Origin of the sequence: Rhizobium sp. P32RR-XVIII (assembly GCF_012641395.1) — a bacterium.
GTDB lineage: Bacteria > Pseudomonadota > Alphaproteobacteria > Rhizobiales > Rhizobiaceae > Rhizobium.
Window position 1 is genome coordinate 631,804 of the sequence record NZ_JABAIH010000002.1, and the last position, 25,437, is coordinate 657,240.

At 60.9% G+C, this 25,437-nt stretch carries 22 protein-coding genes and 1 riboswitch; of the genes, 8 read left to right on the top strand and 14 right to left on the bottom strand.

Annotation, left to right across the window (positions count from 1 at the left end):
* Positions 1-130: 130 nt before the first annotated feature.
* The 10 genes from HGP14_RS08280 to HGP14_RS08325 form a co-directional block, all read right to left on the bottom strand.
* Entirely contained in the window at positions 131-1,225 is a 1,095-nt protein-coding gene (locus HGP14_RS08280; RefSeq protein WP_168829348.1) for an alpha/beta hydrolase family esterase, read from the bottom strand.
* A 166-nt stretch (positions 1,226-1,391) separates the two neighbouring features.
* Entirely contained in the window at positions 1,392-2,033 is a 642-nt protein-coding gene (dhaL, locus tag HGP14_RS08285; protein ID WP_168829349.1) for a dihydroxyacetone kinase subunit DhaL, read from the bottom strand.
* A gap of 2 nt (positions 2,034-2,035) precedes the next feature.
* A complete protein-coding gene (locus HGP14_RS08290) occupies positions 2,036-3,046 on the bottom strand; it encodes a dihydroxyacetone kinase subunit DhaK (RefSeq protein WP_168829350.1) in 1,011 nt (336 codons plus the stop codon).
* A 202-nt stretch (positions 3,047-3,248) separates the two neighbouring features.
* A complete protein-coding gene (locus tag HGP14_RS08295; RefSeq protein ID WP_168829351.1) occupies positions 3,249-3,704 on the bottom strand; it encodes an RpiB/LacA/LacB family sugar-phosphate isomerase in 456 nt (151 codons plus the stop codon).
* Positions 3,705-3,714: 10 nt separating this feature from the next.
* Positions 3,715-4,485: a triose-phosphate isomerase gene (locus tag HGP14_RS08300; protein ID WP_168829352.1), complete on the bottom strand. Its 771-nt coding sequence runs from the start codon at positions 4,483-4,485 to the stop codon at positions 3,715-3,717.
* Positions 4,482-5,258: a DeoR/GlpR family DNA-binding transcription regulator gene (locus tag HGP14_RS08305; RefSeq protein ID WP_168829353.1), complete on the bottom strand. Its 777-nt coding sequence runs from the start codon at positions 5,256-5,258 to the stop codon at positions 4,482-4,484. Before HGP14_RS08305 ends, HGP14_RS08300 begins: the two co-directional genes overlap by 4 nt.
* A 73-nt stretch (positions 5,259-5,331) precedes the next feature.
* A complete protein-coding gene (locus tag HGP14_RS08310; RefSeq protein WP_168829354.1) occupies positions 5,332-6,321 on the bottom strand; it encodes a sugar-binding transcriptional regulator in 990 nt (329 codons plus the stop codon).
* A 147-nt stretch (positions 6,322-6,468) separates the two neighbouring features.
* Positions 6,469-7,401 carry a sugar phosphate isomerase/epimerase family protein gene (locus HGP14_RS08315; RefSeq protein ID WP_168829355.1) on the bottom strand — a complete coding sequence of 311 codons (933 nt, stop codon included), beginning with the start codon at positions 7,399-7,401 and terminating at the stop codon, positions 6,469-6,471.
* Positions 7,402-7,412: 11 nt separating this feature from the next.
* The gene (locus HGP14_RS08320; RefSeq protein ID WP_168829356.1) at positions 7,413-8,924 is read right to left on the bottom strand and encodes a glycerol-3-phosphate dehydrogenase; all 1,512 of its coding nucleotides are present in this window, start codon (positions 8,922-8,924) and stop codon (positions 7,413-7,415) included.
* A gap of 38 nt (positions 8,925-8,962) precedes the next feature.
* Positions 8,963-10,537 carry an FGGY-family carbohydrate kinase gene (locus HGP14_RS08325; protein ID WP_168829357.1) on the bottom strand — a complete coding sequence of 525 codons (1,575 nt, stop codon included), beginning with the start codon at positions 10,535-10,537 and terminating at the stop codon, positions 8,963-8,965.
* Between the two features lie 907 nt (positions 10,538-11,444).
* Between HGP14_RS08325 and HGP14_RS08330 the strand changes: the two genes are divergently transcribed.
* The 7 genes from HGP14_RS08330 (at position 11,445) to HGP14_RS08360 (ending at position 20,212) form a co-directional block, all read left to right on the top strand.
* Complete coding sequence (locus tag HGP14_RS08330) at positions 11,445-12,098, top strand: DUF2291 domain-containing protein (RefSeq protein WP_168829358.1); 654 nt, start codon at positions 11,445-11,447, stop codon at positions 12,096-12,098.
* Positions 12,095-13,639, top strand: coding sequence for a sugar ABC transporter ATP-binding protein (locus HGP14_RS08335; protein ID WP_168829359.1), 1,545 nt, complete (start codon positions 12,095-12,097; stop codon positions 13,637-13,639). Before HGP14_RS08330 ends, HGP14_RS08335 begins: the two co-directional genes overlap by 4 nt.
* 23 nt (positions 13,640-13,662) lie before the next feature.
* Positions 13,663-14,715 (top strand): ABC transporter permease, encoded by a 1,053-nt coding sequence (locus tag HGP14_RS08340; RefSeq protein ID WP_168829360.1) that lies wholly within the window; start codon positions 13,663-13,665, stop codon positions 14,713-14,715.
* A 112-nt stretch (positions 14,716-14,827) separates the two neighbouring features.
* The gene (locus tag HGP14_RS08345; protein WP_168829361.1) at positions 14,828-15,775 is read left to right on the top strand and encodes a D-ribose ABC transporter substrate-binding protein; all 948 of its coding nucleotides are present in this window, start codon (positions 14,828-14,830) and stop codon (positions 15,773-15,775) included.
* A gap of 183 nt (positions 15,776-15,958) precedes the next feature.
* Complete coding sequence (locus HGP14_RS08350) at positions 15,959-16,801, top strand: DeoR/GlpR family DNA-binding transcription regulator (RefSeq protein ID WP_168829362.1); 843 nt, start codon at positions 15,959-15,961, stop codon at positions 16,799-16,801.
* Positions 16,802-16,879: 78 nt separating this feature from the next.
* On the top strand, positions 16,880-18,409 hold the full coding sequence (locus HGP14_RS08355) for an FGGY-family carbohydrate kinase (RefSeq protein ID WP_168829363.1): 1,530 nt from the start codon (positions 16,880-16,882) through the stop codon (positions 18,407-18,409).
* A gap of 57 nt (positions 18,410-18,466) precedes the next feature.
* Positions 18,467-20,212: a glycerol-3-phosphate dehydrogenase/oxidase gene (locus tag HGP14_RS08360; protein WP_168829364.1), complete on the top strand. Its 1,746-nt coding sequence runs from the start codon at positions 18,467-18,469 to the stop codon at positions 20,210-20,212.
* A 10-nt stretch (positions 20,213-20,222) separates the two neighbouring features.
* Here the strand turns inward: HGP14_RS08360 and fba are convergent, their stop codons facing one another.
* The 3 genes from fba to HGP14_RS08375 all read right to left on the bottom strand — a co-directional run bounded on the left by fba (position 20,223) and on the right by HGP14_RS08375 (position 23,289).
* The gene (fba, locus tag HGP14_RS08365; protein WP_168829365.1) at positions 20,223-21,287 is read right to left on the bottom strand and encodes a class II fructose-bisphosphate aldolase; all 1,065 of its coding nucleotides are present in this window, start codon (positions 21,285-21,287) and stop codon (positions 20,223-20,225) included.
* Positions 21,288-21,605: 318 nt separating this feature from the next.
* Positions 21,606-22,082 (bottom strand): 6,7-dimethyl-8-ribityllumazine synthase, encoded by a 477-nt coding sequence (locus HGP14_RS08370; protein ID WP_168829366.1) that lies wholly within the window; start codon positions 22,080-22,082, stop codon positions 21,606-21,608.
* A 115-nt stretch (positions 22,083-22,197) separates the two neighbouring features.
* Positions 22,198-22,343, bottom strand: a riboswitch (FMN riboswitch).
* A 127-nt stretch (positions 22,344-22,470) separates the two neighbouring features.
* A complete protein-coding gene (locus tag HGP14_RS08375) occupies positions 22,471-23,289 on the bottom strand; it encodes a sugar phosphate isomerase/epimerase (RefSeq protein WP_168829367.1) in 819 nt (272 codons plus the stop codon).
* A 237-nt stretch (positions 23,290-23,526) separates the two neighbouring features.
* Between HGP14_RS08375 and HGP14_RS08380 the strand changes: the two genes are divergently transcribed.
* Entirely contained in the window at positions 23,527-23,859 is a 333-nt protein-coding gene (locus HGP14_RS08380) for a GYD domain-containing protein (RefSeq protein WP_168829368.1), read from the top strand.
* Between the two features lie 22 nt (positions 23,860-23,881).
* On the opposite strand, the gene HGP14_RS08385 is transcribed toward HGP14_RS08380, so the two are convergent.
* Positions 23,882-25,126 carry an FAD-dependent oxidoreductase gene (locus HGP14_RS08385; protein ID WP_168829369.1) on the bottom strand — a complete coding sequence of 415 codons (1,245 nt, stop codon included), beginning with the start codon at positions 25,124-25,126 and terminating at the stop codon, positions 23,882-23,884.
* Positions 25,127-25,437: the final 311 nt, after the last annotated feature.

The following is a 25,437-nucleotide window of genomic DNA, read 5'->3' on the forward strand; positions in this document are numbered from 1 at the left end:
CGAAAATTGCTGGATCAAAACCGGAACGCGATTTCGCGATCTTCTGGCAAGGTGACGCCAGATCAATGACGTGCCGTGATTTCGAACGGTCCGCCGCTGCTAGAAACGGGCGCGCAAAAAACCAGCCGCGTCAGCGCATAAGACCCGCTGAGCGCAGGGCTCTTTCGATCACCGCTTGAATGTTTCCTGCCCGATCTGGCTGTGGTTGGCTGGCTGCAAGCTCTGGACTGGCGGGCTTGGCATAATGGGGTCTTTCCCGCCGACGTTCAAACGATGGGGTCAGGCCCCACGAGCGCGCGATATGGAGGGTAGAGGAAATTCCTACGTCCAGCATGTATGGCGCCGCGTTTCCGTAGCCCGAGGCGACGTCGAGCGGTGTCCCGTGGTCCATGCCCTCCACGACATAGAGATCGATCGCGTCCCTGCCGGACCTATCTTGCCAGATAAGCCTTTGATGCCCGTCGACCGTCTCGACCGATGTCGGAGAGGGTGGAACGCCGTGGACGCCACTCCATTGAGCGATGATGGCATGGGCGTTTGCCTCCACGACGGTCCTGTCGCGCGTACCATGCCAGACCGATATCGCCGGCCAGGGCCCACGATGCGGCGAGGCGCCGGACAGCCGTTTCCGCAACTCGTCCGCATTGGGAATGCCGTGTCCGCGCATGCGATCGAAGGCCTCCGGTACGGAGGTAGCGGAGGCGTAGGGAAGACCGGCGATGACCGCCCCGCCGGCGAAGACCTCGGGATAGGCACAGAGCGCGGCATTCGCCATCGCACCACCCGCCGAGAGCCCCGTGACGTAAATCCGGCGACGGTCGATGCCGTGTTCGGCAATCATCGTCTCCACCATCTGACGGATCGAAAAGACCTCGCCCTGGCCCCGGCGGATGTCGGTCAGGTTGAACCAGTTGAAGCACAGGTTGGGATTGTTGGCGTGCACCTGCTCGGGATAGAGGACCGCGAAGCCGAAGTCATCGGCGAGCTTCGACCAGCCGGATGCGTGATCATATCCGGCGGCGTTCTGTGTACATCCGTGCAGGACCACGACCAATGCCGGTGGCTCGTTCAGGCCTTCCGGGACATGGTACCAAGCTTTCAACGCCCCGGGATTTGCACCGAAGCGCTGGAGTCGAGACAGCTTCGATGGTGGCGCGAGGGTGTGGTTGCTCTTAGCTGTATGAAATCTTGCAAGCCGCTCGAGCGTATCGGAAAGGGAACGCATGTCGCCTCCTGGCCCTGTCGCCGGATGGCGATGACGGATACAACGCGGCAGATCGCCTTTGGTTGCTGCACTGCACAATAATCTAATTCGACTGTCCTGTCGTTTAGAAATGATGTGTTCGTGCCAATTTCATGGGTCTCGCCAAGCGCGCGACCATCCAGTGCCGCTAGCCCTCGAAATATTCGGCCATCGCGCCTATGAGCACGACAGCGGAAGCCGCGCCCGGATCCATGTGGCCGATCGATCTCTCGCCAAGCCGCGATGACCGGCCTTTGGTGGCGACCATCGCCTTGGTGTCCTCCGCGCCTTTCGTGGCCGCTTGCAAGGCAGCGCCAAGGCATTCGGACCATCCGGCGCCAGCCGCTCGTGCCGCGTGGCAGGCTTGAGCAGCCGGTATCCAGGCATCGATCATCGTTTTTTCGCCAAGCTCGGCCTTGCCGCGATCCTGGATACCCTTCGCCATGGCGATGAAAGCTTCGACGAGATCATCATCGGAGAGAACGCCTTTTCCCTTTACCGCAGCGCCGGCCCGCATGAAGGCGGTGGCGTAGAGCGGGCCCGAGGATGCGCCGACAGCGTTGAGAAAGGCCTTTGCCGCAGTGTTGAAGACGGCCGAGGGTTCGTTCGATCCTGCCTCCAGAGCGGCAACCGCCTTGGACGCTGCCGAAAAGCCGAGCTCCATTGCGATACCATGATCGGCGTCTCCGATAACGCCATCAAGTTCGCAGAGCCGGTCTTTCTCCTTCGCCATGGCGTTTGCGATGGCCGCAAACATCCGCTGTAGCGTTTCGACGTTGATCTCAGTCATGGTTATTTGCCCGCCCGGAACATGGCGCAGTCGCATGGATGGTCGATCAGGCGCTGCAGTTCATCATCGAGATGCATCAACGTGATCGACGCACCCGCCATTTCAAGGGAGGTGCAGTAGTTGCCAACGAGCGATGAATGGATCACGAGGCCGGCGTCATCCAGCCGCGTCTTGACGCGGCGCATCATAATGTAGAGTTCCATCAGTGGCGTGGAGCCAAGCGAATTGACGAGTACAGCGACCCGATCGCCCCTCGCGGCATTCATTTCACCGAGAATCCTGTCCAGCAATTCGTCGGTGACTTCGTTGGCAGTTCGTAATGAACCGCGCATGACGCCGGGCTCTCCATGGATGCCCATGCCGATTTCCATCTCGTCCTCGCCGATCTGGAAGTTTGGCTTGAGGGTCTGCGGCAACGAGCATGGGGAGAGAGCGACGCCCATGGTGTAGGTGCGCGCATTCGCCCAACGCGCGATGCGCTCGACCTCATCGAAGGAATACATGAGATCGCAGGCGGCACCGGCCGACTTGAAGATGAAGACGTTTCCAGCAACGCCACGGCGCTTTTCCCGCTGATCGGCGGGGGCGGACGCCACGTCGTCGGTGGTGAGCACGGTGCGAACCTCGATATCGTCCATGGCGAGCATTTCTGCCGCCATATCGAAATTCATGACGTCGCCGGCGTAGTTCCCATACATGAAGAGAACGCCGGCGCCGCCACTAGCCGCGTTTGCGCAGGCCACGATCGGATCGGGAGGCGGGGAGGCGAAGACATTGCCGATGGCAGCGGCGTCGGCGAGACCCTTCCCGACGAAACCCAGGAAGGTGGGCTCGTGGCCCGAGCCGCCGCCGATGACCAGACCGACCTTGCCTTGGCGTGGTCCGTGCCGCGCCACGATTGCTCGCGGCATTCCGTCGACGGCATAGAGATGGTCCGGATGTGCCGCCAGAATGCCTTCCAGCATCTCGTCGACGGCATCGGCGCCTGCGTTGATGAGCTTCTTCGTCTTCACGCCATCCTCCCGTTGTGTGCTGACAGGACTACATGCCCGCCTCCACGAGCAATATCAATCCGTGACCGTGAACGACACACCCGCGAGCAGATCGTGAACGTCAATTTGACCGGCCAAGGACCTTGCTCAAAATGACGTCGCCGCCTTCCCGCGGGCGTCCTCTCACGAGATGAGATTATGCCGTTTGGCCTTCGTCTCAAGCTCAGCGCGCGTTGTACTTCGCGTCGAGCTCGTCCATCGCCTTGACGTTGCCGGCTGAGCGACCGTTTTCGTCAAAGGTCCGGGCGAGGAAGGCATCGGCGATCGACTTGGCGAGCTCCGGTCCGATGACGCGCGAGCCCATCGTGATGATCTGCGCGTTGTTGGAGAGTGCCGCACGTTCGGCCGAATAGGTGTCATGCGTCAGCGCGGCGCGGATCCCCGGAACCTTGTTGGCCGAGATGCAGACACCGATGCCGGTGCCGCAGACGAGGATCGCCTTGTCGTAGGTGCCGTCGATGACGCCCGAGGCGACGCGGTCGGAGAGATTGGCATAGAAGGGATCGGGACCGGTGCTCGTGCGCGAGACTTCGTGCACCTCGTAGCGGTCCTTCAGGTGATCGGCGAGAACCTTGGCCAGGCCTTCACCGGCGCTGTCTCCTGCGATGGCAAGTTTCATGTTTTTCTCCTTAGAGTTTGGCGGCGCATTTGCTCAGGATGTCGAGATAACCTTCGACATTCCAGGCGGAACGGCCGATGAAAAGCCCGTCGATATGCGGGCTCGAAATCAGTTCTTCGCAGTTCTGCGGATTGACCGACCCGCCGTAGAGGCAGGGGATCTTGCGGCCGAGCACCTCTTCGGCAACGGCGATGATTTCGGCCTGGCGCGCGTCGGCATAGTCGGCGGTTGCCGGAATGCCGTTTTCGCCGATTGCCCAGACCGGCTCGTAGGCGAGCAGGATCTCAGCCGACTTCTGGTCGCCGGACAGTTTGGAAAGCGCACCGCGCACCTGTGTTGCGAGGATGTCCGCTGCCTTTCCGCTCTCGCGATCGGAGAGCGTCTCGCCGATGCAGATCAGCGGGATAAGTCCGTGGCGGACGGCGGCTTCCGTCTTGAGACCTACCGTTTCATCGGTCTCGCCGAAATGTTCGCGACGCTCCGAGTGGCCGAGTTCGACGATGTCGAGATTGCAATCCTTGAGCATCAGGGGCGAAATCTCACCCGTCCAGGCGCCTTGATCTGCCCAGTGCATGTTCTGCGCGCCAACCTTCACGGAGGTCTCTGCGAGCATCGACTTGACTTCGCGCACGGCGGTGAAGGGCGGAATGACGAAGCGCTGGATGCGCGGATCGCGCGCCGCATCGGCGGCCTCGAGGCCACGCGCAAAGTGCTGCGCTTCCGCAAGCGTCTTGTTCATCTTCCAACTGGTGCCAATCCAGAAGCGCGGCTTTTCGGTCATGTCGGATCCTGCGTTGATGCGATGGTGAGCCTGATGCCCGCCTGTTCGAATTCCTCAAGAGTTGCGGCGTCGGGCGCGCTGTCGGTAATCACGGCATCGAAATCCGCCAGATCCGCCATAACGTGGAGGGCGGTGTGACCGATGCGTTCATGGTTGACGAGCAGGCAGGTCTTGGTTGCCGAGGAAATCATCGCGCGCTTGGCGCGCACGACGTTGTCATCCATGTGGTAGGCGAGCCTGCCCGAAACCGCCGGGGTCGAAATGAAAGCAATATCGGCTCTGAGGCGGAAAAGCGCTTCTTCCGTCACCACGCCGAGAAAGGCGTTGAACTTTGCCGAATAGATGCCGCCGAGCGCAATGAGGGTAATGCCGCTTTCACCCTTCAGCCTCTCCATGATCGCGGCGTTGTATGTGATCAGCGTCAATGGCCGCTTCTGCAGCAGCATTTCACCCAGAACAGCGGCCATCGACCCGTCATTGACCATCACCGTCATGCCGGGCTCGACAAGCTCGAGCGCACGTTGCGCCATGGTCAGCTTCGCTTCATGTCCCTGGCGCTCGCGAATACGGAAATCGCTTTCGAACTGCGTGCCGGCATCTATCGTCGCGCCGCCTCGAACCTTGCGCAGGACACCCGCCTGTTCGAGATCGTCGAGGTCGCGGTGGATGGTCATTTTGGAAACGGTGAAGCGATCCGCAAGATCCTCGAGGTCTACGGTCTTGTTCTCGACGAGCAGATTTATGATTGATTGCTGCCGCTCTTCTCGCTTCATCGCATGCTCAACCTGTTTGCTCTAAAATAACAGAAAATACGCACAAGACAACACAAAGAGTGTGAAATTGTTTTCAGGCTGTGTTGCGTTTCGGCTCGCGGCGGGCGATCGGCACAACATCCTCACTGGCTTTCAGGAGTGCCTGAGCCGTACGCTCATCGGTGATCAATCCAAACAGGCGGCGGCTGTTCAAGATCGCGCGAATGGCCGGTACCTTCGCCACGCCGCCGGCCAATGCGACCAGTCTTTCCGACTTGGTCGTTGGAAAGGATGCAGAGAGCGTCCGCATCGTCAGCGCGGTCTCGAGAATATGGCCACTGGCGTCGAAGAAATGTCCGAGGATTTCGCCAACCCCGCCTGCGGCAGCGATCTCTTCGATCTCGCGCGGCTCGACCATGCCTGAGAGGACGAGTTGTGCTTCCGCGTCCACAGTACCGAGGCCGACGAATTTGAGATCGGCATGGTTGGCCAGGTCCAGGACCTCCTTGACGCCGCGTTGCGCCCGCAGGACCTCTCGGTCTTCACCTGTGTTTGCGAAGAAAGGCACCGGCATGACATAGGCCTGGGTCCCCGTCTTCTCGGCGATGCGATGCATCACGTCGTAGGGATTGGCGCCGAAGTTCCTCGTCAGCCCGCCTAACAGGGAAACGAAACGGAGACCCTTGGCATTGACGCGCGGCATGTACTGGACGGCCGCAGAAAGCGTGCGTCCATGACCAAGGCCGATCACTTTGTTGTCGCCTCGTTCGATTTCCCGCTTCAGGAACCCCGCGCCGGCATGTCCGAGCGCGCGCAGGGGGAGGCCTTCCTCACCCAAGTCGGGCGCCACCTCGCAATATTGCAAGCCAAAGCGCGCAGCGAGTTTCGTTTCCAGCTCGACGCATTCGACGATGTCGCCATCGATCGTCACTTTCACGACGCCTTCGGCGACGGCCCTGGCGATCAAGCGATGCGCTTTCACGGAGGGCAATCCCAAGCGCTTGGCGACCTCCGACTGGGTCAGGCCGCCGGCGTAGTGAAGCCAGGCAGCGCGTACCGCAAGCGTGTCATCGGCATCCGTCATCACCCGTTCCTTCTTGGTCTGTCGCGCATCGGTCCTGCTTCTGTTTGCCGGTGACGTTCCTGCGACTTTGCGCCGCCGCCCGATCCTGTCAATGTCGATGATGGGCGAGGCGGACCGCCGATCATGCTGCCGCGCTTATAGTTCTCCTCAGATGTTCAAATCGTTTACCCCCGTGTCGATGTAAGGCGCCCAAAAGGCAACGCTTTCCGCGATCTGGGGTACGACTTGGCGATCGTTGGGCTCTCTCTCCTTGAAGGAAAGCTCAAGACAGATTTCATTGTCTCGCGCGCCACCTTCGGCAAAGGCTCGAAGCAGCGGTTCGGGCTGGATGCGGCCCTTCGCATTGAATTCGGCCGTAAACGGCCGGTGGCCGCCCTTGTCCATCAAACTCTGCTTGATGTGAATGATCGGGGATACCTTGGGCACGGCGCGAGCCCAGGCATAGGGGTCGAAGTCATCAGGATTGGCCGAAGTTACATCGCCGTGGTCGATGTCGGCCATCATCCACATCGGCACGGCCATCTTCGCCGCGGTCAGCCGTTCCTGCAGCGACAGGCAAGCGGCAATCGTCTCGCCGAACTCGCGGCCGATGCTCATCGGCTCCCAGAAGATGTAGGAGAGGCCGGCGGCACGGGCATGCTCGGCCACTTCCGCCCAGCAGTCGATCGCGATCTTGATCAGCTCTTCGCGCCTCGCCGGATCGTCGAAGTCCTTGTAGGTGAAGATCGCGAACTGCGTGCCGACGGAATGGCCGCCCAGATCGGCGGTGATGTCGGCAAAGGTCTTGAACCAGTCGATGTAATAGCGGCGGACATCGGCATCCGGATGCCCGAAATGATTGAGGCGCCCATAGGGGCCCGTCATACCAGACGTGACGCGGACGCCGGTGCGCTTCAGCGCCGCGTTCATGGTGCGGGTCAGACGGCGGATGACGGGTGCCTGCCAGCTTGGATTGATGAATTCATGCGTGAGCTGGAGGTCGCGGATCTTCAGGTCGCGGGCAACCGCCTCGATCAGATCGTCAGGATCGGCGAAGCGGTTTACCAGCGGATTGGTATTAAGCGAAAGGGTCAGCGGCATCAAAGCATCCTTCAGGCGGCGGCAAGACGGGAGGACGCAAACCACTCGGTAAAGGCTGCGCGTTCGGCTTCGGTCAGGTGCAGGTAGTGCTTGGTGCGGCGGTAAAGGATGTCCTCCGCCGTCTCTGCCCATTCCGTCGCGGCGAGATAACGGGCTTCGGCCTCGTAGAGTTGTCCGCCGAAATGCCGGCCAAGCCCTTCGAGGTTCGCCGCACCGGCGACGACGTTCTTGGTGCTGGCGCCATAGAGGCGGCCGTAGTGATGGACGAGCCTGCGCGGCATCCAGGGATAGGCGTCGCGTAGGCTGTTGGCGAAGGTCTCGTAGTCGGCATTGGGGATCTCGCCGCCGGGCAGGGGCGCTTTCTCCGTCCAGTCGCCGCCCATGTTCGGGAAGATGTGCTTCAGGCGCTGCATGCCGCGTTCGGCAAGTTCGCGGAACGTGGTGATCTTGCCGCCGAAGACGTTGAGCAGGGGGGCGCCCCCCGTCTCGTCGAGATCGAAGACATAGTCGCGGGTGACGGCCGACGGATTGCCCTTGCCGTCGTCGAAGAGGGGGCGCACGCCGGAGAAGCTGTGCAGCACGTCCTGCCGGCGCAGCTTCTCCTTGAAGTAGCGATTGACGGCCTTGAGCAGGTATTCGATTTCCGCTTCGTCGGCGGCAACGTCCTCGGCCCGGCCTTCATAGGCGATGTCGGTGGTCCCGATCAGCGCCTTGTCGCCTTCATAGGGGTTGATGAAGATGACTCGCTTGTCGTGGTTCTGGACGAGATAGGCGTTCGAGCCCGCCCAGAACTTCGGGACGATGATATGGCTGCCCTTGACGAGGCGCACGTTGCGAGCGGAGTTCGAGCCTGCGACGCGGTTGATGATGTCCGTCACCCAGGGGCCGCCACAATTGACGAGACACTTCGCGCGGAAGGTCCGCGTTGCTCCGGTCGCATTGTTCTTCGTCGTTATGGTCCAGCTGCCATTTTCGCGCCGTGCAGAGACGGCCGGCGAGCGGGTTAGCACGATGGCGCCCTTTTCCGCGGCGCCCACCGCATTCAAGACGACCAGGCGCGCATCATCGACCCAGCAGTCGGAATATTCGAAGCCGCGCGTGTATTGATCGAGGATCGGCGTGCCTTCCGGGTCGCGCAGCAGGTTGAGCGTGCGCGTTCCCGGCAGCTTCTTGCGGCCTCCGAGGTGATCGTAAAGGAAGAGGCCGAGCCGGACGAGCCATGCCGGGCGATCCTGAGGGCTGTGGGGCAGGACGAAGCGCATCGGCCAGATGATGTGCGGCGCTGCGTTGAGCAGCACCTCACGCTCGATCAGGGCCTCGCGCACGAGGCGAAACTCATAATATTCGAGATAGCGCAGGCCGCCATGCACGAGCTTGCCCGAGCGCGACGATGTTCCCTGCGCGAGATCATCCTTTTCGCACAGTGCGACCTTCAGCCCGCGGCCTGCAGCATCGCGCGCAATCCCCGCGCCGTTTATGCCGCCGCCGATGACGAAGAGATCCAGGATTTCGGGTTCGGTCATGTCATGCTCCTCTGGATGCCTGCTGCATCAGAACTGAATTACTCGCTGTCCGGCGGAGTCGTTGCGGCTGTGGCGAGCTTGTCCCAGGCGGGCGCCATTGCCTTGCGGACATCGGTATAGGCGGAAAACAGCCGATCGAACCGCGCCGCTTCTGCGGCGTCGGGAACCTCGGGTTCGCCGAGAAGCGGCGTCACCCAGTCGGCAATGCATTCGTCCATGCTCGAGTAGATACCGACGGCAACGGCAGCCATCATCGCCACACCGGCAGCACCGGTCTCCTCGCGCTGCGACTGGCGGATCGGGGCGTTCACCGCAGCCGAAAGCGAGCGGCGCAGGCCGACCGAACGTGTCGCGCCGCCGGTGATGCGCAGTTCGCCCGGCATCGCACCCATCGCCGCGTAGCAGTCACGGGTGGCAAGTCCCAGCCCCTCGACCACGCTTCGTACCAGGTCCGGGAACCCATGGCGCGTCGACAATCCGGTGAAGCCCGCGCGCGCATTGGCGTTGACGAAAGGTCCGCGCTCACCGGCTTCGGAAATATAGGGATGATAGAGAACCGAACCCGGCTTGCTCTCCGCAAACCAGCCGTCGATGCGCGCGATAAGGTCGGCGTGCGACACCGACTTGCCGGCATCGGCCATGAGATAGGCGGCGATATCGAGGATCCAGTCGATGTTGATCGTCGAGCCCATGTTCGTCTGCACCTGGGTGACGATGCCGGGGATGGGCAGGGCGATCACATAGCCTGTGCCTTCGCGATTGAGATGAACATCGGCGACCGGCTTGGCGCGCATATGAACACCGGTCGAGCCGATCGTCGAACAGGCGGCGTTGCGGCCGCCGCTGCGCACGCCCGCGCCAAGCGCGGTCATCACCATGTCCACGTATCCGAGACAGACCGGCGTTCCCGCCAAAAGCCCGCAGGCGCTCGCGGCCTCTGCCGTCAGCGGGTGACTGATCTCTGTGCCATCGATGATCTCCGGCAGGAGCGATCGGCGGTGTTCGAGGCCCAGGGCATCGATCACCGCCGCATCATATTGGCGCGTCCTGAAATTGCCGAATGTGAAGCTCGCTTCCGACGGATCGGTCGCGCGAATACCGGTCAGGTTGAGATAGAGCCAATCCTTGCAGTGCACGGCGGTTTCTGCCCGGTCCAGCAGTTCCGGCATGAGGCTGTCCATGTGAGCGAGTTGCGCTCCCTGCTGGCAGGTATTGAGGCCGGTACCGGTCGCTTCAAAGCGCGCACGATTCTCCTCCCGCCTGCTCAGACGCGAAACGGTCGAGGCCGCACGCGCGTCGAGCCAAAGCCAAGCATCGCCGACAGGGGCGTTGCCGGAGCCGACGAGCCAGGTTCCATCTCCTTGTCCGGTCACCGCAATTGCGGCGGTGCGCTTGGCAAGACCGGGTACCTTGCCGGAAAGGCCGCGCAATGCCGTCACGCAATCCGACCAGGTCTGAGAGAGCGATTGCGTCGCGGAGCCGTCGTCCCCGGTTGCGTATTTGTTGCGCGCCGATGCCGACGCGATCTGGCGACCGGAAGGCTCGAACGCCACGGCCTTGATGACCGAGGTTCCGGCATCGATGCCGATGATGACCTGCTCGCTGTTAGGCATTCTGGGGCTGTCCTGCCATGAGGAAGCATGCTGCGGCCGGCAACGATCCTGTCAAATCCATTCTCCTCATCCCCGATCGACCTGATGCACCATTAATACATCGTTCGTTCCACCCTGGATGGCGCCTGAACGCGTTCATCCTGCGACCGGCATATTCGGCATCGGCAAATGCATTGCCCGCGCTTCCTGTTTGCAGCGCGGTCCGCTCCGATCTCGCCGCAGGCTGCCGCAAAATCGAATATAACATAGAGATACCACCTTACTAGCAATAATTTTCTGGTGTTGAAATTTTTTTCAGGTAAAATGAATGATGCAAAGGCCATTACAAGCGGACCGGATTGTGACGGGCGCGCGACCCTTATGCAAAAGACCTGATGGCAACTTCTTGCTTGGCAGGCGATTGAAAAGCGCTGGCCTTGGCAAATGGAAGCAGAATACGACTATTGTTTTCAATAGTTTAAAGCCGATAGAAGAAAAGTGACCTTTCGTCAAACCCTGTGTAGCGGCGTTCATCGTACGATGGTGTCTGCGCGAGATTCTGGACGCTCGGCGGCTCGCTTGTCGAAACTTCACGTTCGCCGCGTGTCGCTCCACTTGGATAGAAATGCCCATTGACAGAATGGTAAAATATAACATAGCCTGCGTGTCAAATAACACTTAGCTATCACGAGACTTAGAATTGACGGATAGTGAGTGGTGATCCGGGCGGTTGGGGGAGACAAGCGCCTATAGACCGAGGAGGATGCCCATGAGCTTGTTTTTGCCAAGCTGCGAACACGCAGCGCTTCTGCGGTTTGATCGACAAAAGCCGCCTCGGCTACGCTGACGTTTTGACGTCAGAACGTCACAGCCGCTCCTCCCCACGCACGGCGTAATCCGACCAGCAACGCAAAAAGGTCGTCCGAACATGAGCACGCAGACTGAATACGTAGCAGCCAAATCTGGCGGGAGAATGAAAACCCTGGCGAGCGTCGCTGTCGCAGTGATTGTCCTTGGAGCAATCGCACTCGATACCACGGTTGTGAAGATCGGATCCGATCACGATGTCCGGGAACAGGCATTTTCGCCCGCCGCTTATGGGGCCCAGGAATTCCCCAAGATACAGGCCAATGTTCAGGAGCGCGCCGTTGCCGCGGCCGAGCTCGCGACCGCTATTGCTGCCGACAAGAAAGCTGCAGGCGTGAAATACGGCACTGCGACGAGCACCGGTCCGGTCATCCCGGTCACGCTGACGGGCACGTTCGGTACCCGCAAGTCCAATACCAACGAGATGAAGATTGATGGATTGCCTCCCGAGACGGTGGTCCGTGTCCAGACCGGCCCTGCGGTCAATGGCACGGACCTCCGCGATGCCACCGGCTCCATCGAGTTCGGTCAGTTCACCAATCAGATCCAGTATCAGGATGCCGGATCGGCCATCAACAATGAGATGAAGAAGACGGTCTTCGCCGGCCTCGACCCGGATACGCTAAATGGCAAGTCCGCGACCGTGGTCGGCGTCTTCAAGCTCATCAATCCCAAGAACTGGCTCGTAACCCCAGTTAAGGTGGAAGTGAAATGAGCCAGGCAGCACGTGTTAACGGCAAGCTAGGCGAGGTCGTCCTTGCGGCGCGCAACATCGCCAAGTCCTATGGCAATGTTCATGCGCTGAAGGGTGTGAACTTCGACATTCATCGTGGCCAGGTAACTACGCTCTTTGGTGAAAATGGAGCCGGCAAATCAACACTGATGAAGATTCTGTCCGGCGTCGTTCAGCCGAGTTCAGGTGAAATCATCCTCGACGGAAATCCCGTAACCTTCAGTTCCTCCACCCATGCGCGCGAGTGCGGAATCTCGATCATCCATCAGGAGCTCAGTCTCGCGCCGAACCTCAGTGTCCGCGACAACATCTTCATGGGCCGCGAGATCATGAAGGGAGGCGTTGTCGACTTCGCCGAAGAGGAGCGCCAGACACGGGCGCTCATGGAGGAGCTGGAAGAAGACATTGACCCGCTCACACCTGTCGAAGACTTGCGTCTTGGCCAGCAGCAGATCGTGGAGATCGCCCGAGCCCTATCGGTCAACTCGCGCATCCTGATCATGGATGAACCGACGTCGGCGCTGAGTGCGACCGAGGTGGAAGTTCTGTTCAAGGTTATCCAGGATCTGACGAGCCGGGGGGTCTCGATCGTCTATATTTCCCACCACCTCGAAGAGGCTCTGCAGATCACCAATCATGCGGTCGTGCTTCGCGACGGCAAGATGACCGCCTATGCCGAACGCAAGGACATCGATCTGGAATGGATCGTCCGCAACATGGTGGGCGACAATTTCGATCTGGGAAGCCCGCCCACTGGCCACGAGATCGGCCGGGTGGCGCTCTCGATCAACGAACTGACCGTTCCCGGCCCATCGGGCGCCGCCTACAATTCGGTCAACCGCCTGTCACTGCAGGTCAAGTCCGGCGAAGTCGTCTGCATATACGGCCTGATGGGCGCCGGGCGCACCGAACTGCTTGAATGCGTGGCCGGCCGGCTGAGGTCGAGTGGTGGCCAGATCCTTCTTGAAGGGCGCGACGTCGCCGGTCTGAGCATCGCTGATCGCATCGCAAACGGCTTGGTGCTGGTCCCCGAAGATCGCCAGCGGGACGGTCTGGTTCAGACCATGACGGTTGGCTCGAACCTGTCGCTGGCGAGCATACGTGCTTTCACCAAAGGGCTCTTCACCTCCGGCCGCCGCGAGCGGGATCTGATCGACGATTCAATCAAAAAGGTCCACGTCAAGACGGACGGAGGAGGTGCCGCGATCGGTTCGCTTTCCGGCGGCAATCAGCAGAAGGTCGTCATCGGAAAGATGCTGGCCACGGAGCCGAGGGTCATCCTTCTCGACGAGCCAAGCCGCGGCATCGACATCGGCGCAAAAGCGGAAGTGTTCAAGCTGCTCGCCGAGCGTGCGAAGCAGGGCTTGGCGGTGATCTATTCGACATCGGAAGTCAATGAATGCCTCAGCATCGCGCATCGCATCATCGTCATGCATCGCGGCAGGATATCAGCCGAATTCGGTTCGGACGTCACTAAAGAAAAGATCATGGCCGCCTCTGGCGAAGCTGTGATCGCGCACTAGCCCGGAACTATGGAGCACTGATTATGTCAGTCACGAATCTAACCGAAAAGAAAACAGTGGCGAATGGGCAAAGGCGCAACACCAATTTCGTGCGTCTGCTTCTGGAGGGGCGTGCGTTTTTCGCGCTGATCGTGATCGTCGCGGTCTTCTCGTTCCTGTCGCCATACTATTTCACCTTGAACAACTTTCTGATCATGGCCTCGCATGTCGCGATCTTCGGCATCCTGGCCATCGGCATGCTGCTCGTGATCCTGAACGGCGGTATCGACCTGTCGGTGGGTTCGACGCTTGGACTCGCCGGCTGCATTGCCGGGTTCCTGATGCAGGGTGTCACGTTGAATGCCTTTGGCGTCATCCTGTATCCGCCCGTCTGGGCCGTCGTCGTCCTCACCTGCGCGCTCGGCGCCGTTGTCGGCGCGGTCAACGGCGTGCTGATTGCCTATCTCAAGGTGCCGGCCTTCGTTGCCTCGCTCGGCGTGCTCTACGTCGCTCGCGGCATCGCGCTGCTGATGACCAATGGCCTGACCTACAACAATCTCGGCGGGCGCCCGGAGCTTGGCAATACCGGCTTCGATTGGCTCGGTTTCAATCGCCTGGCCGGTGTGCCGATCGGCGTCATCGTGCTTGCCGTCCTGGCGATCGTCTGCGGTCTGGTTCTGAGCCGTACCGCCTTCGGCCGCTGGCTGTACGCCTCGGGCGGCAACGAGCGTGCGGCCGACCTCTCCGGCGTTCCGGTCAAGCGGGTCAAGATCATCGTCTATGTGCTTTCGGGCGTGTGCGCTGCGATTGCCGGCCTGGTCTTGTCTTCCCAGCTCACCTCGGCCGGTCCGACCGCGGGCACCACCTACGAGCTGACCGCGATTGCAGCCGTTGTCATCGGCGGCGCGGCGCTCACCGGCGGGCGAGGGACCGTCCGTGGCACGATGCTCGGTGCCTTCGTCATCGGCTTCCTTTCCGACGGTCTCGTGATCATCGGCGTGTCGGCCTACTGGCAGACGGTCTTCACCGGCGCCGTCATCGTTCTGGCCGTTCTCATGAACAGCATCCAATACGGACGTCGGGTCAAATCGACCTGACGGACGCGACTGAACTTGTCCACGACGGCCCATCTTCAACATATCGCCGATTGCGGAAAGCACGGCCGGTTCGCCGGCAACATCTGAGCTCATCGAAAGGGAGAGAGAAACCATGTTTAAAAAAGGCATTCGTATTCTTCTGGCAGCTGCGGCGGTTGCGCCGATTTTTGTAAGCTCTGCATGGGCGGCGGGTCAGATGACAATCATCGTCAACGACCCCTCCAACCCCTACTGGCTGACGGAAGGCAATGTCGCAAAGGCCACCGCCGAAAAGCTCGGCTACACGGCCTCGGTGAGTGCTCACAAGGGCGACACCAACACCGAAAGCAACCTGATCGACACCGCGATCACCAACAAGTCGGTCGCGATCATTCTCGACCCCGCGAATGCGGACGGTTCGGTCGGCGCAGTGAAGAAGGCGGTCGCCGCCGGCATTCCGGTCATTCTGGTCAACGCCGAAATCAACCAGGAAGGCCTTGCCAAGGCGCAGCTGGTGTCCAACAACGCTCAGGGCGCCGCCCTCGGCGCGCAACAGTGGGTCGAAGCGGTCGGTGACAAGGGTAACTATGCCGAACTCTTCGGCGCTCCGTCGGACAACAATGCGGCAACGCGTTCGAACGGCTATGAGACCGTGCTGTCGCAGTATCCGGACCTGAAGAAGGTCGCTCAGGAAGTCGCCAACTGGGACCGTACCCAGGGCCACAACAAGATGCAGTCCATGCTCCAGGCCAATCCCGACATCATCGGCGTGATCTCGGGCAATGACGAAATGGCGCTCGGCGCAATCGCTGCGCTGAAGGAAGCCGGCAAGCTTGCCAACATCAAGGTCGGCGGCTTCGATGGTTCTCCGGACGCCGTTGCTGCGATCAAGGCCGGCGAGCTCCAGTACACCGTTCTGCAGCCAGTCGCCGTTTTCTCCGAGGAGGCCGTCAAGCAGGCTGACAACGTCATCAAGACTGGCAAGACCGGCGCCGACAGTGAAAAGCAGCTCTTCGATTGCCTGCTGATCACCAAGGATAACGTCGACAAGTACACGGGCCCGTTCGTTCTCGCCCAGTAATCATACGAGGGGACGCCGGCAGCGGCGTCCTCTTCCTCTTCCATACGGGTCTCACGAACGCTCATTGCCGTGACCCAGTGGGGGAAGGCGGCACGACAGCCGCTCCTTCGGTCTCCTGCTTTGCTCTTGCAATGCATTCGCAGTAGGAGTCTCGGATCCACGGAATTTGGCAGCGAGGCTAACGTGACACAGAAGATAAGCGTAGGAGCACTCCTGCCGGACGAGTTGCCGAGCGACAGCCGGCATACCCGTCAGCTCGTTCGCCGGCAAATGATCGCGGAGGCGGTCATGGCGGAAGGCTCGATGCGCATCGAGGACCTGACCGATCGCTTCGGAATAAGCCTGATGACGGCGCACCGCGATGTCGACGAACTCGTCAGCCGCGGTCTCTTCCGGAAGACGCGCGGCATTGTCACTGCTGCCGCTACCAGCCTCATCGAATCGAGCGATGTCTACCGTTCGAGCCGCCAGTCGGCGGAGAAAAAGATGATCGCGAAAGCCGCGATGCAATTCGTCGAGCCAGGGCAGGCGATCTTTTTCGACGATTCAACCACGGTCCTCCAAATGGCCGCCCATCTGCCGGCCAAGGTCCCGCTGACGGCGATCACAAACTCGCTCACTCTCATGAACGCGTTGAAGGGAATGCACGATGTCACGCTGCTGGCCCTCGGAGGTCAGTACTACAACTGGTGCAATGCTTTCATGGGGCGCATGACGATCAACGAAATCAACAGGCTGAGGGCGGATGTGGCATTCATTTCCATGTCGGCGATCACCGATGACATCGTCTTCCATCAGTCCCCGGAGCTGGTCGATACCAAACGGGCAATGTTCGATTGCGCCGTCAAACGTATCCTTCTCATGGACCATACCAAATTCGAGCGGCGCGCGTTGCACAGCTTCGCGGCGCTGACGGAGTTCGACGTCGTCATCGTTGATGACAAGACGCTGGCCACTCATGTCGATCGCATGCGATCCAAGGATATCAATGTCGTCATTGCCAGGGACGACGAGGTCCGGTCGTGAACCTGCGCCTGCGCGATGCCGTCACTAGACGGCTCAAGAGCGTGCAGGTCCGTCGTTTCCATAGTGGGAGTAACATGAATGCCGAGTCTGCTCGGAATCGATAGCGGCTTGACCGTGACCAAAGCGGTGATTTTCGACGTCGACGGTACGCCGATCGCCGTGGCGCGCAGGCGTGTTACGCAGTTCATGCCGAGGGCGCGCCATGTCGAGCGGGATATGGACGAACTCTGGAACGCGACAGCCGATGCAATCGCCGAGGCTGTGAGCCTCAGCAAGCGCCCCGCCAGCGACATTCAAGCGATTGCGGCCACGGCTCACGGTGACGGCATCTATCTCCTTGACCGGTCCCGCAAGCCGCTCGGGCGTGCGATCCTGTCGCTCGACAGCCGCGCGGGATCCGTCGTTGACCGGTGGCTGGGAAGCAGCATCGCAGACGAAGCCGTTAGGCTGACCGGCCAGCTTCCGCATGTCTCCGCGCCGTCGGCCCTTCTCGCCTGGATCAAGGAAAGGGAGCCCTCCCGTTTCGAACAGATCGGTCATATTCTGAGCTGCAAGGATTGGCTGCGTTTCTGCCTGACGGGCGAGATCGGCACAGACCGAACGGAAGCAAGCACGTCCTTCACAAACGTCGAAACCCAGGATTATTCGGAAGACGCGCTTCGGCTGTTCGGGCTGGGCGAGTTGAGCCACGCGTTGCCGCCGGCGTCTCGTTCTGACGAGATTGTCGGACATATCACGCGTGTCGTCGCGCAGCGGACTGGCCTGGCCGAGGGCACTCCCGTGGTCGCCGGTCTTCACGACGTGACGGCGTCGGCCCTGGGAGCCGGGGGCTATGCTTTCGGCGTGGTCGCCGTCATAGCCGGCACCTATTCGATCAACGAGACCTTGTCGAGCCAACCGAGCGTCGACAAGCGGTGGTTTTGCCGTAACGCCATTGCGCCCGGGCAATGGAACAACATGTCGATTTCGCCGGCGTCGACAGCCAATTACGACTGGTTTCTCGACAAACTGTGCAGCAGCGAGCGCACCCGCGTCGAAGCCGCCGGACAGTCGGTGCATGCGCTGCTTGCGCCCGAGATCCAGGCAGCGTTCAGCCGTCCATCGACAGCGCTTTTCCACCCCTATCTCTTCGGCTCTCCCTACGGCGCTTCAGCGAGCGCGGGATTCTTCGGGCTCGGCGGATGGCACGACAGGGGCGACATGTTGCGCGCGGTCCTGGAAGGCATCGCCTTCAACCACAAGATCCATGTCGACGCACTGCGCGACGGCTTCGAATTTTCGGAGGCAAGGCTTGCCGGCGGTGTTTCACGCAATCCAGCCGTCGTGCAGATGTTCGCCGACGTTCTCGGCATGCCGGTGACCGTGACCCAGACGGACGAGGCGGCCGCCTGGGGCGCTGCGCTCTGCGCAGGCGCGGGCGTCGGCCTCTATGCCGACCCGCAAAGCGATCCGCGCGAGGGCGGCGCGACCGCCAAAACCTGCTATCCCGATCCCGCCCGCAGCGCCGATTATCAGGTTCGATATAGCCTGTTTTGCGAGATTGCCGATGCGATGGCTCCGATCTGGCCGAAGCTCGGAAACCTCGTCCCGGCCGAAACCCAAGAGTAGAGATCGAAGCCCGCCGCATGCGCGGCGCTTCCAGACAGTTCACCAGGACATGATTCAATGACCGATATCGCCACCGATCTGGAACAGCGTTTTGCGCGGCTTCAAGAAAACGACATCGACGTCGTCATTCTCGGGGCAGGCGTCAATGGGGCGGGATTGTTCCGCGATCTGACTTCCCAAGGGGTCAACTGCCTCATCGTCGACAAGGCTGACTTCGGCTCGGGGACGAGTGCGGCACCGTCGCGACTTATCCACGGCGGCCTCAAATATCTCGAGACCGGCGAGTTCGGATTGGTTGCCCAGTCGACGCTCGAACGGAATTTGCTCCTCAAGAATGCGCCGCACTGCGTCGACCCCCTGCCGACTTTCATTCCTATTTTCTCCTGGACGCGTGGCATATGGGCGGCCCTCCGGACTCTGATGGGCTCGACGACTGCACCACGCAGACGCGGCGCCCTTCTCGTGAAGATCGGGCTCGCGCTCTACGACTTCTACGGATCGCGCAATCGCGTCATGCCCCGCCACAGGCTTTTGCTGAAAAAGAAAGCACTGAAGGAGATGCCGCATGTCACCCCGGCAATTGTCGCCGGAGGCATCTATTATGATGCCAAGATCAGCCGGCCGGAGCGGCTCGTCTACGAACTCGTCATGGATGGGCTTGAAGCGAACGGAAACTCGCTAGCCGCGAACTTCACGACGCTGGTTTCCTCAGCGGACGGAAAACTCACCTTTCAGCGATCGAACGGAAGCACGTTTTGCGTTTCTCCGAAACTTGTCGTCAACGCAGCCGGCCCGTGGATCGATCGTGTCAATGAGACGCTCGGCGCGCCGTCACGGCTGATCGGCGGCACGAAAGGATCTCATATCCTGCTCGATCACCCGGAGCTCGTGCGCAGTCTGAACGGCCATATGATCTATTTCGAAGCGGATGATGGCCGCATCTGCCTCGTTTATAGCTATCTCGGCCTCGCCCTCGTTGGCTCAACCGACATTCCGTGCGACGACCCCGACAACGTCCGGTGCGAAGAGCCGGAGATCGAGTATTTCCTGGACAGTGTGAGATCCCTCTTGTCGGGGCTTCGCTTCGAGCGGGAACAGGTGGTCTACAGCTACAGCGGCATTCGCCCGCTGCCGGCATCCGATGCGTCTTCCCCGGGCCTGATCAGCCGCGACCATTCAGCCCCGGTGATGGAGCCGCAGGCAGGACGGCCTTTCCCGATCATCTCCCTTGTCGGGGGCAAATGGACGACATTTCGCGGTTTTGCCGAAGAAGTTGCGGACCTCGCACTCAACCGTCTCCAACGCGTCCGGAAGCAATCGACGCAGAACCTCGCCATCGGCGGCGGCAGAAGTTTTCCGGCCACTCCCTCAGCTAGAGCGGATTGGATACGAGCAATTGCTGCAAAAACCGGTGCAGACCCGAAGAGAGTGGACCAACTCCTGGCGCGGTATGGGACGACGGCTTCGGCGATCCTTGAACATGCGTCAGCCTATACCGACGCCGCTCGGCTTTCTGGTGCTGCCCACTACAGCTTCCTGGAAATCGATTGGATCGCGCGGCAGGAGATTGTCGTGCATTTGTCCGACATCGTGCTTAGGCGCACCACGCTGGCGATCGAGGGGGTGCTGACAATGGAAGGGCTGCGTGAGATTGGAAGGATTGCCGCGGCGGCGCTTGGATGGACCGATGAGCGGCTCGCCGCGGAGATCGACGACGTCGTGACGTCGTTGAAGACCTTCCACGGCCAAAGCCTGGATGAAACCGCAGGTGAAAACGTCAGCGGACGCGCGAGCGCCCGCTGACGTTTCACTATCAAGAAAAGGTCGGGTCCAGGGCGCCGGACTTATAGCGCTTTGCCATTTCCGAAAGCGGAAGCGGCCGGATTTGCGAAGCCTTGCCGGCCGTTCCAAACTGCTCAAACCGTTCCTTGCAGAGCTTCGTCAGCGCGGCCATTGCCGGTTTGAGATATTTGCGCGGATCGAATTCGCTGGGGTCCTCTTGCAGAACGCGCCGGATCTGGCCGGTCATCGCCATTCGGCCATCGGTATCGATGTTGATCTTGCGGACGCCATTCTTGATGCCGCGCTGAATTTCCTCGACCGGCACGCCCCATGTCGGCTTCATCTGGCCGCCGTACTTGTTGATGATTTCCTGCAGCTCGAGCGGTACCGATGACGAGCCATGCATCACCAGATGCGTATTCGGCAGCTTCTGGTGAATCTGCTCGATGACGTTCATCGCGAGAACCGAGCCGTCCGGCTTGCGGCTGAACTTGTAGGCACCATGCGATGTGCCCATGGCAATCGCCAGTGCGTCGACCTTGGTCTCGCGGACGAATTTGACTGCCTCGTCCGGATTGGTCAGAAGCTGATCATGCGAGAGCTTGCCTTCGGCTCCATGCCCGTCCTCGGCTTCGCCCATGCCGGTTTCCAGCGAACCCAAAACGCCGAGTTCTCCTTCCACCGAGACGCCGCCGAGATGGGCCATCTCGGCGACCTTCCTGGTGACGCCGACATTGTAGTCCCAATCGGCCGGTGTCTTGGCGTCCGCCTTGAGGGAACCGTCCATCATGACGGATGTAAAGCCAGCCTGAATGGCTGTCATGCAGCTGGACGCTTCGTTGCCGTGATCGAGGTGCACGCAGACAGGGATGTGGGGATAGATTTCGACCACCGCATCCATCATGTGCTTCAGCATGATGTCGTTGGCGTACGCTCTGGCGCCGCGCGAAGCTTGCATGATCACCGGCGCATCGACGGCATTGGCCGCCTCCATGATGGCGAGAGCCTGTTCCATATTGTTGATATTGAATGCGGGCACTCCGTAGCCTTGTTCTGCGGCGTGATCGAGCAACTGTCTCAACGTAATGCGTGCCATCAAGCTCTCCTTCTGAGCAACCTTAGCTGGGTTCAAGATACTGCGTAAATCGTCATTTTAGCGAGGAACGATTGAAACCAAAGCGTTACCACGGTTTCAACGCATATAAATGACCGGCTCAACGTCGCGCGCGAGCACTTGTGGTCCGCTTCGTACAAGGCAGTCTCACATATCACGCGTGGAGATAATTAACAACGAATGATAACAAAATAACAACAATATCGATACTTTGTTGCGTGTCATGTGAGAGGAATATTTCGGTCGCGCGGTCGCCTGCGCACCACGGAAGCTCTGGGCCGGCGCGCAGGCGGGTTTGTCCTATACCTGGGCGAGGGCGAGGCTTGCCCGAGCTGCCAGGATAGCCTTGCAGGCGCTTGCGGCCTCTTGTCCCTTGATGACGAAATGATCCTTGAAGAAGCGAATGTGCGCTTCCGACTCCTGGAAATTATGGGGCGTGAGCACCGCCGAGAGGATCGGCACGTTCATATCGAGCTGAACCCTCATCATCGCATCGAGCACCGTTGCCGCCACGAAATCATGGCGATAGATGCCGCCGTCGACGACAAATGCGCAGCCGACGATCGCCGCGTATCTTCCGGTCCTGGCAAGCAACTGCGCATGAAGCGGAATTTCCAGCGCACCGGGAACGTCGATGATATCAATGTCGGTGCTCGTTCCACCTTGAGCCTGCCACGCTTCGACGAAGGACGTGACGCATTGATCGACGATATCGGCGTGCCAGCGGGCACGGACGACGGCGATCCGGTTCTGGTTGGGTTTGGTTGCGATAGTCATGTTTTCTGCCTTTCAAGGGTCTGCCGGTGGGCCGGCTGTTAAGGCCGCTGAGAGCGGCCCGAATATCCCTTGGGCGAACAAGCACGAGAGGCCCTTCCTGCGAAAGGTCCCGCCTGCATGCTCTCTTCCATCCGGACTATACCGTCGGCTCCGGCCTCTCACCGGATCTGCTGACCCTCCAGATGCTGGAGGCGCTCGCGGGCTCCGGGATGAAATCCCGATACCGCCGGTGGGGAATTGCACCCCGCCCTGAGAACGCGGCGAACATAAAGCGAAGAATCTGGGAAACGCAAGATGCATTGAAATCGAAAATCCGGCTCTTCGCGCGTTTCGCTTTCGAACGCTGTTCGTCAGCGTCGGGCGGAGAGCCGGATTTGTTCATTCCGTCTTATTCGGCGATGCCAAGCGAGGCGAGGTAGGCAGCCGAGGCCGGGATCTTGGACTTGTCCTTGATCTCGATGATCAGGCGCGGATTGCTTTGGAGCTTCGAGAGAGCCGAGAAGATCGAGCGCCAGTGGATGCTGCCTTCGCCGAGGCTCCAGTGCCGGTCGGCATAGCCGTCGGCGTCCTGCAGGTGGACGTGCTGCAGGCGGTTGCCGGCGGCGATGACGTAGTAATCGACCGGCGGAGCACCGGTGGAGCTGTGCGCGTAGTGGGCGTGACCCGTGTCGATCGAGACTGCGACGGCCGGGGAGGTGAAGCTGTCGGCGAGCGCCACGCGAATGTTCGGATCGATGTCCTCGATGTTTTCGATGACCATCGTGCAGCCGATGTCTTCGGCCTGCTTGACGGCTTCGCTCATCGTCTGGTGGCAATGTTCGACGATGCGCTCGCGCTCGCCGGCATTGCTGTCGAGATTATTATAGGACCAGGTCGTGTAAGGGCTGTGGACGACCATCTGCGTGGCGCCGAGGGCGGCGCAGACATCGAGGCCCTGCTTCAGTCGCTTGGCGACAACGGCGCGAATATCCGGATCCTGCGAGGCGATGACGAAACCCCAGAACGGACCATGGATGCCGAGACGGCCCTGATAGCCGTCCAGCAATCTCTTGGCGCGGGTGGCAAGAGGTGTCCAGTCACCGTTGAGCGTTGTCGCATCCACGAAGCTCTGCAGCTCAAGATCGCGCTGCCTTTCGAAGAGCCAATCGCGGTGAATTTCGAGATCGTTGATGGTCATGGCTGCGCCAACGATAGGCAGAGAGGTCATTGGTATGCTCCGATTATCACAGGAAGTATGGGGCGGGGGGGCGGCAATGCCCTTTGAATTGTGCAGGCGCTATATGACTGGCATTTATGTCGGGGGTATTACGCTGATGTCACCGATGGGTGACCGCGCCTGCGTCCGCACGGTTCTTGCCGCGCAGACGGGCGAGGGACATACTCGGGGCGTCTGATCCGGCACTCTTTTGACCGCCGGCGGGATGAACGCGAGGAGGAAAAGCCGATGCCTTTATACCTGACCCGGTTCAGTTATACGCCAGCGACATGGGCGAAGCTCATGAAGAACCCCGAGGACCGCCGAGTGGCAGCCAAGCAATATATCGAGGCTGTCGGCGGAAAGTTGCACGGTCTCTGGTATGCCCTTGGCGACCACGACGGATACAACTTGTGGGAAGCTCCGGACAACGTCTCGATGGCAGCCACGGCGATCGCCATCAGCGCGGGCGGAGCGGTGAGCTCCTTCCAGACGACTACCTTGCTGACCGTTGAAGAGACGCTCGCCGCCATGCAAAAGGCATCGTCGATCGCGTACCGGCCGCCGGGAGATAAAGGCTAGAACGCTCAGCCCGGCCGAGAGTTCATCGAGGACTTGCTTCGAGCGAAGCGAGAACCTCTTCCGCCGCCCTGATGCCGCTGTGATAGGCTCCATGAGCCGTCGAAAAGTCAGCGGGGTTAGTCGCTTCCCCCGCGAAGAAGACGCGGTTGTCGAATGGGCGGCCAAGGACTAGACGAGACTCCGCATATCCGGGCAAGGCATGGCTATAGCCGCCTCCGATGGACGGCGTGCCTGACCAGGAGGAGGAGGCGAGGGGGCGAAGCAATGGCCGGACCGACGAACCGAAAAGCGTGGCAAGCTCATCCACGGCCTGCGCGAAGGCGGCATCCGACCCGCCCGCCGCCGCAGCTCTTGCGCCTGCACCGCCGAGGAAGCACTCGATCACGGGTCTGCCCAACGGACGGATGTAATAGGTGCCGGTTTCCGGATTGCGGGAATTGCCGATAACGTGGCTTTCCGGCTCGAAGGGGCTGTCTCCGACGATCTCTAGGAACAGCTTTTCATTGTTGCCGAGGGGCAGGCGGCATGCTGCCTCGCACCAGGGGTCGAGTTCCGGCGGCAGAGTGATCGAGCTTCCCGCGAGCACGTTGGTTGAGACCGTCAGGATGACAGCGCGTGGGCGAAGCGTGCCTTTCGGCGTATGAACGTCGATGCGGCGTCCGGTCAGGCTCAGCCGTTCAACGGAGGTGCCGGGATGCACCCGGATTCCAGTCGGCATGGCAGAAGCGATCAGCGTGCCGTAGCCGTCCGGAAGGCGCCAGTTGTTGTTCGTGGAGGCGCGGCTGTAGGCGGCGTAGTCCGTCGCCGAGATGCGTTCCAGTTCGTCGCCGCTGATATATCCGCTCAAGGCCTGAAGATAGGCAGACCAGGGACTGCCGGGATCAAGCGCATCCGATGCCCGGTCGCTTGCGGGCGGCGCCGTGACGATCCGATCCGTCCAGCGGCTGAAGGCGGTCCAGGCCGCCTCCTGGTCTTCCTGTGAGAAGCCGAGATCGCGGAACTGCTGGCCCCAGGCCGTCGGACCGCGATGCACCGCGAAACCTGTGTCTTCTGCGATGCGGGTCCAGGGATTACGATCGGCCGAATGGAGGTAGCCGCAGCCAAGATCGACGGGACCGGCGGGCGTCTGCACGGTCCATGCACGGCCGCCGATCCTGGGGAGCGCTTCCAGGACGGAAATGGACACGCCACACCCCGCGAGGCGGCGGGCGGCCCCGATGCCTGCAGCGCCCGCCCCGACGATCACGATATCTGCTTCAGAGTTCATTCTATCTTTTGCGCCTATTGATCGCCGGAGAGTAGCCGGTCGCGGAGGCAAGAGCCGGCAAGACGTCGAGATAGGCATTTGCGCCGGAGTGCGATCCATCGTCAAGTCGCTGGCGCCGCCGCGGTGGACGGAGGGCGCAGGTCGCTCCTGTCACAACAGAGGGCTTGGCCGTCCTTCCCGCTCGCTGTCGTTAAATTCATGCGCAATATCTTCTGCATCTTCCCTGGAGAGCCGGACGAGGTCTCTGCCGTTCGAGGCTGCGGGCAAGCCCGTCATCAAGTCGGTGACCCTCCATGTTCCACCGGCTTCCG